Source organism: Terriglobales bacterium, assembly GCA_035764005.1.
In the GTDB taxonomy this organism is placed as follows: Bacteria; Acidobacteriota; Terriglobia; order Terriglobales; family Acidobacteriaceae; genus Gp1-AA112.
The window spans coordinates 1-6,784 of sequence record DASTZZ010000086.1 but is presented as its reverse complement, the minus strand read 5'-3'; the positions used below and the strand labels follow the sequence as shown (position 1 = coordinate 6,784).

The window sequence follows — 6,784 nt, the reverse complement described above, 5'->3', positions numbered from 1 at the left end:
GCTTTGCATGCCGGCAGCTCGACATCCGTTCCACTGCCTGGCGCTTCTCTTCTACCGTCCAACGTCGATATCGCCTCATCTACTCTCCATTCGCTGTAGATAGGGATTTTCTCTCCTGTCTCACTTTTGGGGGTCACTCCATTATTTCGCTGTTAGCAGCGAATTTTGGTTCTGGAAGACTGGGGACAAAATCAACGATAGAGGCTCAAATACCAGTCGGTAATCGGGTTCCCGATGAAGGTGGATACGATGGCCATACCGCCGAGAAAGACGCCGAACGGAACTTCGTAGTAGCGAAGCATCAGGCGGGCCGATGCCCACGAGCGCGCCCAAACTTGGGAGGTCTGATGACGGCGTCGGCGGGCGATGCGCTTGCGCCAGACGGCGAGGGTAGCGATCACGCCGAAGATGCTGCCCAGCAGCGCGCCGGTAAAGATCGTGAACAACGCCAGTTTGGCTCCGAGAAATGCGCCCACCATCGCCATGAGCTTTACGTCGCCGAATCCCATGCCTTCGATGTGCCGGACGCGGAAGTAGATCTCGCCGACTCCATAAATAAAGAGAGCGCCGACGGCGGCTCCGATGAGGGCTTCGACGAGCGAAATTGCTCCGAGCGGCCAGTTGAGCGCGAGCAGGCGGCGCGTCAGAGCGTGCGGTAGACCACCGACGGGAATAAAGATGCTGAAGATGAGCCCGGCGATGAAGCCGGGCAGCGTGAGAACGTCGGGAAGAAGATGGTGCTCGAAGTCGATGAAGATGAGTCCAAGCAGCAGAAAGAAGAAGAGGCAAAATTTGAATAAACTCAGCACCGCGAGTTCGGTGGTCAAAGGCGCCGCGTAATAGTAGGCCGCAACGAAAAGAAATCCGCAGAGGAGTTCGACGATCGCATATCGCGGGCTAATCGGCGTGCGGCAGTTGCGGCAGCGTCCGCGCAGGATAATCCAACTGAAGACCGGAATGTTATCGTAAGCGCGGATCGCGGCCCCGCAGCTTGGACACGCCGAGCGCGGCTTCACGACCGAAAGCTCACGCGGAACGCGATAAATGACTACGTTCAGAAAGCTGCCGAATACGAGTCCGAAGAGAAAGGTAAAGACAGAGAGAAAGCCGCTGGGAAGAATGTCGGTCACCTAGATTGGGACTGGCGCGATTATAGCTCCTGCGCGATGTGCGCCATCGCGCGTCTGATTACCTTCGAGTCACCTGACCTCGGATTTTCTGCAACGCAGTGGCGCTTCCGATCGTAGAACGATGATCATCGAATAGCACCGATGCTAGAATTCGAACAACCATCATCCCTGAAGCTCTAGTGTCAAAAACGTCCATACCATTGCGCTTTGTTTTTGGCGCCTTCATTGTTTTTCTTTTCTGCAGTTTGCCTCCGGTCTTAAGAGCGGCTAGCAATCCAAGGACGGCGGCGGTTCGTGTCGGGAAAGGCTGTCCGACCGAGACTGAAGGCGGCGTGCTTCTCGAACCGGCTTCTCGCAGAAGTAAGAACGGGATACTCAAACTGTCTTTGTTCGCGCGCAGTTCGACTGACGCGCTCGGGCATGTGCATTACTGCTATGTCGACGAACTAGGAAATTTAGATCCTACGCTTCGCGCTGCCCCGGGGGACACGCTGATTGTCTGGCTGAAGAATGAGATTTCATTGTCTGCTTCAGCCGCAAAGAGGTACAAGGCGGAACAGCGGAAGAATCGCAATCCATGTAGCGGCGGGATCATGAGCGAGTTCGCCACTAATCTTCACTTTCACGGACTCGCGCTCCCGCCGATCTGCCATGAGGATGAAACAATCAAAACGCTGATCGAACCTGGCGATCCGCCATTTGAGTACCGCGTAAAAATACCTTCCAGCCAGCCGCCCGGACTCTACTGGTATCACCCTCACGTGCATGGCTTCAGCGAAGAGCAGCTTCTCGGAGGAGCGTCGGGCGCAATAGTAGTTGAGGGAATCGAGAAGGCAGTTCCGCGGGTGACGGGACTGCCGGAGCGCGTCTTTGTTATTCGAGACGAACTCATGCCTGATCCCACGCCATCGGAAACACCGAATCCGAATCGGCCGACTAAGCAGCTTTCTATTAATCATGTTGTGGTGCCATATCCGAAGTACCCGACCCCTCAAATCGAAATGAAACCACTGGAGCACCAGTTCTGGAGAGTGCTGAACGCCTCCGCGGATACATATCTAGATTTGAAGATGGAGTACGCCGGCAAGCGACAGAGTTTCGAGATGGTTGCGCTCGATGGAGTGCCCTTGCATTATGGCGATCCCGGCGCTCAGACTTACGCGCCTCAACAGCTCGATATCTTTCTACCACCGGCCACCCGTGCAGAATTCGTCGTGAAAGCACCCCCGGCGGGCGTATCGGGGATAATGCAGACGAGCTTCGTATTTCGCGGAGCGCTCGATGATGATCGGCCAGTCCTCCCGACAGGAAACCAGCCTCCGGCACTGAGAATGGGACAAGACGACGTCGATCCAGCTCGGCCGCTTTTGTCCATTGTCTCTGCGGTAAATGCCGCCACGCCTCCCGGAATGTTGCGGCTGGGTACAGATCTACAGCACCCGGCCAAGTCGCTTTCCGCCATTCGGCCAGTTCGCAAACGGCTTCTGTATTTTTCGGAAGAGCTGGTGGATCCGCGTGATCCGAAGAGCGCGACTCGTTTCTTTATCACCGAAGAAGGTCACACTCCTATGGTGTTCGACCCCGTGAAAATGGAGCCGTCCATCTCCGTTCGTCAGGGCGATGTTGAAGACTGGACCGTCGAAAATCGCTCGCGCGAAGTACATACGTTTCATATACATCAGATTCACTTCCTGGTAGTCGGAAGTAGGGGTGCAGGGTGGGAGGAACCTACTCTACGAGATACGGTAAATATTCCAGCCTGGAGCGGCTTTGGAGAGTATCCCCGACTCGTTTTGCGGATGGATTTCCGGGGCCCTGACGTAACCGGGATAATTCCCTTTCACTGTCATATCGCTCAGCATCTCGATGGTGGGATGATGGCGGTTGTTCGCGTCGAACCGGCTTTGAGTCACTAGCGGCTACAGTGTGCGCAATCTCCTGCAGCTAAATTACAAGGCGACTGCTCAGATCGCGCGTGGAAGCCGCATCGCGATCCCTTCATTCGAAGCTCTTCCCTGCGGCAGAGAACACCATCTCTTGAATCTTCCAATCGGAATCACTTCGTTTAACCACGATCAGATATTTTCCTTCGGCCTGGCCATCATGCTGTGACTGGTGTCTAGTTGACTGCTTCGTTTCTTCTCTCTCCACACTGGATTTTGTGAAGACCCCAAAGTCAACTTGTAATTCAGGGGACAACTCGAACCCGATCGATGTAAGCGTAAGGTGAGCTCCGTTCACCAACTGACGCTGCAGGAATTCGCGAATCGATTGGCGACCAGTCACGAGACTTCCGTCAGGCAAGATAATCACGGCTGATTCGCCATATAAGCTCGCTAACCGGTTTACATCTGCGGCATTCCAGGAAGTCACAAGCGACGCAAGAAGGTCGGAGGCAGGCGTGTGCATCTGGTGTCCCATTCCCATACCGGGCATGGGCATAGCATGCTTGCGAGGTTTTGTCTCCTGCTGCGCTTGCATCGCACATGCGGCTATAAAGAGAGGTCCGTACACGAGCAAGAGGACGATGGTCTTAACGATCGGAGCTTTCACGTGTTCAATCTACCAGATGATCCACCAGAACTATCGCGCCGCCGTTTTGGCTGACGATGAGGCATACGCGCTCAAAACTTCATTCAGTGAATCTTCCCAATTTGGCATAGAGATACCGAAGGAGGTTGTTAGCTTTTCACAGCTCAGAACGGAGTTGAGCGGTCGGCGGGCTGGAGTTGGGTATTCGGAACTCTTAATAGGAAGAAGTCGAGGCAGAGGAATCCCGAACGCCTTCGACGCGCGCTCCAGAATCGCTTTTGCGAAGCCGAACCAGGATGTCGAACCGCTGTCAGTCATGTGATATATTCCGCTGCCATCGCACCATCCTCCCCCGCAGTATTCGCTGATGATCGCGGCGGTAGCGCGTGCGAGAGAATGAGTTGACGTCGGTGCGCCTCTCTGGTCGTTAACAATACGAAGTTCATCTCGCTGCTTTGCAAGACGGAGCATGGTAAGCAGGAAATTCGATCCGCGTTCGCTGTATACCCAGCTCGTGCGAAAGATTAAGAACCTGCAACCGCTCTTCTGAATGGCAGCTTCGCCTTGTGCTTTGGTGTTCCCGTACACGTTGAGAGGGTTCACGGGATCGCTTTCGACGTATGCGGAAGGCTTGCTGCCATCGAAAACATAGTCGGTGGAGTAGTGAATTAGAAGTGCATCCGTGTCACGTGCAGCTTCCGCCAACGCAGCGGGAGCCGTGGCATTTACCGCGGCTGCTAAGTCGCGTTCACTTTCTGCCTTATCAACGGCAGTGTATGCGGCCGCATTCACAATGATCGACGACCGGCTGTCGCGCACAAATTCGCCAAGCCTGCTCGAGTTGGTGAAATCCACCATTGCGCGATCAGCGGCGATGACTTTTCCGACTTTTGCGAGCACAGGACCGAGCGTTGTGCCAAGCTGGCCAGCGCTTCCGAGCAACAGAATCGGCCCTGCGGTGTTCGTTGTCATGGAGATCATCGAGCTTCAGTCAAAAAGTTCTGCGCGATCAAGTGTCAGGCCACGGCCGTCTTTATCAGAGAGAACCGGCTCAGCGGTACCAGGCCATGAAATTGCCAGCTGCGGATCATTCCAAAGTAGAGTTCGTTCATGTTCCGGCGCATAGAAATCCGTGGTCTTGTAGAGAACCTCAGCAGAATGGGAGAGAACTAAGAATCCGTGAGCGAAGCCGGCAGGAATCCAAAGCATCTTGCGATTATCCGCGGAGAGCGTGACGTGGACTGATTTTCCAAACGTCGGCGAAGATTTTCGAATATCGACCGCAACGTCGAAAATCTCGCCGCGAATCGCGCGCACCAATTTGCCCTGTGGCTGGCGAATCTGGTAATGCAGGCCACGCAGCACGTTCTTCTTCGAAGAGGACTGATTGTCCTGTACGAACTCAGAGTCTATTCCCGCGCTCGCCCAGGTGCGTCGATTGAACGCCTCGAAGAAGAAGCCGCGCGAATCTTCAAAGACTCGCGGTTCCAAAATGAGAACTTCCGGAAGAGCCGTTGGGGTGATCTTCATCGTGCAGGGGCAGCTACGGCGGATTCCGAGCGGGATTCTTCCAGAACCTGGTGCAGGTACGCTCCGTACTGCCGATTCTGGCAGTCCGTCGCTAGCCTCTCGAGGTGAGCGGCATCGATGAATCCAGAGCGAAATGCCACTTCTTCGGGACAGGCAACTTTCAATCCTTGCCGCTTTTCAATGGTCTGAATAAACAATGATGCATCCACGAGAGAGTCGTGAGTGCCTGTATCCAGCCACGCAATTCCACGGCCCATGATTTCAGCACGAAGTTCTCCGCGTTTCATGTACACGCGGTTCAAATCTGTAATCTCAAGCTCGCCGCGGTGGGACGGCTTCAGTTCAGAAGCAATTTGCGGCGCGTGCTCGTCATAGAAGTACAGTCCTGTAACCGCGAAGCGCGACTTAGGCGCCGAGGGCTTCTCTTCAATGCTCAAGGCGCGCCCTTCTGCATCAAGTTCGACGACTCCATAGCGCTGAGGATCCTGAACTTGATAGGCGAATACAGTCGCGCCCTTCTCCCGGGTATTTGCCACACGCAGCATCGCCGGAAGATCATGGCCATAAAAAATGTTATCGCCAAGAACCAGGCAGCTGGGAGCGCCGTCGAGGAAATCGCGGCCAATGAGGAATGCCTGCGCCAGTCCGCCCGGGTTGGGCTGGACTGCGTAGGACAGATTCAATCCCCACTGGCGGCCATCTCCAAGAAGATCGCGAAAGCGCGGAGTATCAGTGGGAGTCGAAATGATGAGAACATCCTGGAGGCCCGCCAACATCAGCGTACACATGGGGTAGTACACCATGGGCTTGTCGTACACCGGAAGCAGCTGCTTCGATACGACATGGGTAACCGGATAAAGACGAGTGCCGGAGCCTCCGGCGAGAATGATTCCTTTACGCTGCTTCAAGCTAAACCTTCACCTCTGCATTGAGTCCCATTTCAGGATTCTTACCGGGTTGCGTATTGGGCGGCGATCCAATCTTTGTACGCACCAGAGACAACTGAGTCGAGCCAATCTTTGTGGCTCAAATACCATTCAATAGTTTTACGTATGCCACTACGGAAATTTTCCTGAGGTTGCCATCCCAGTTCTGTTCGCAGCTTGCTTGCGTCGACGGCATAGCGTCGATCGTGTCCGGGGCGATCGGTGACGAACTTTATGAGCGTTTTATGCGGTCTCGATGGTGAGCCAGGAACCAGTTCGTCCATCAGCTCGCAGATAGTGTTGACAACTTCTATGTTCGCCTTCTCGCTCGACCCGCCGACGTTGTAAGTCTCGCCGGGCTTGCCCAATTTCAGGATCGTGGATATAGCATCGCAGTGATCTTCAACATACAGCCAATCCCGCACGTTTTTGCCGTCCCCGTAAACCGGAATGGCCTTGCCGTTCAGCGCGTTCAGAATCGTAAGGGGGATCAGCTTCTCGGGAAACTGATAGGGGCCGTAGTTGTTCGAGCAGTTGCTAGTCAGCGTCGGCAAGCCATAGGTATGGTGATATGCACGCACCAAGTGATCTGAAGAAGCTTTGGAGGCAGCATAGGGACTGTTCGGTGCATACGGCGTGTGCTCAGTAAAAGCCGCATCATCTGGA

General features: G+C 54.7%; 7 protein-coding genes. 1 reads left to right on the top strand and 6 read right to left on the bottom strand.

Translation table 11 applies throughout. The features are described from left to right. Positions 1–191: 191 nt before the first annotated feature. Positions 192–1,130, bottom strand: a complete 939-nt coding sequence (locus VFU50_14310) for a prepilin peptidase (GenBank protein HEU5234034.1) — start codon at positions 1,128–1,130, stop codon at positions 192–194. A gap of 593 nt (positions 1,131–1,723) precedes the next feature. On the opposite strand from VFU50_14310, the gene VFU50_14305 reads away from it, so the two are divergent. Further along, entirely contained in the window at positions 1,724–3,046 is a 1,323-nt protein-coding gene (locus tag VFU50_14305; GenBank protein HEU5234033.1) for a multicopper oxidase domain-containing protein, read from the top strand. Between the two features lie 82 nt (positions 3,047–3,128). Here VFU50_14305 and VFU50_14300 read toward each other — a convergent pair whose 3' ends face one another. The 5 genes from VFU50_14300 to VFU50_14280 all read right to left on the bottom strand — a co-directional run. Beyond that, positions 3,129–3,683, bottom strand: a complete 555-nt coding sequence (locus tag VFU50_14300; GenBank protein HEU5234032.1) for a DUF4440 domain-containing protein — start codon at positions 3,681–3,683, stop codon at positions 3,129–3,131. Positions 3,684–3,713: 30 nt separating this feature from the next. Beyond that, positions 3,714–4,634, bottom strand: coding sequence for a dTDP-4-dehydrorhamnose reductase (rfbD, locus tag VFU50_14295; protein ID HEU5234031.1), 921 nt, complete (start codon positions 4,632–4,634; stop codon positions 3,714–3,716). 15 nt (positions 4,635–4,649) lie between these two features. Beyond that, on the bottom strand, positions 4,650–5,192 hold the full coding sequence (gene rfbC, locus VFU50_14290; protein HEU5234030.1) for a dTDP-4-dehydrorhamnose 3,5-epimerase: 543 nt from the start codon (positions 5,190–5,192) through the stop codon (positions 4,650–4,652). Continuing rightward, positions 5,189–6,100 (bottom strand): glucose-1-phosphate thymidylyltransferase RfbA, encoded by a 912-nt coding sequence (rfbA, locus tag VFU50_14285; protein ID HEU5234029.1) that lies wholly within the window; start codon positions 6,098–6,100, stop codon positions 5,189–5,191. The genes rfbC and rfbA overlap by 4 nt, the downstream gene beginning before the upstream one ends. A gap of 41 nt (positions 6,101–6,141) precedes the next feature. Further along, positions 6,142–6,784: GDP-mannose 4,6-dehydratase (locus tag VFU50_14280; protein HEU5234028.1), on the bottom strand; the 643-nt coding region annotated here is incomplete at its 5' end.

Coding starts and splice junctions, on each gene's coding strand:
- rfbC (HEU5234030.1), bottom strand. CDS start 5,192: ATGAAGATCACCCCAACGGCTCTTCCGGAAGTTCTCATTTTGGAACCG.
- VFU50_14305 (HEU5234033.1), top strand. CDS start 1,724: ATGAGCGAGTTCGCCACTAATCTTCACTTTCACGGACTCGCGCTCCCG.
- rfbD (HEU5234031.1), bottom strand. CDS start 4,634: ATGACAACGAACACCGCAGGGCCGATTCTGTTGCTCGGAAGCGCTGGC.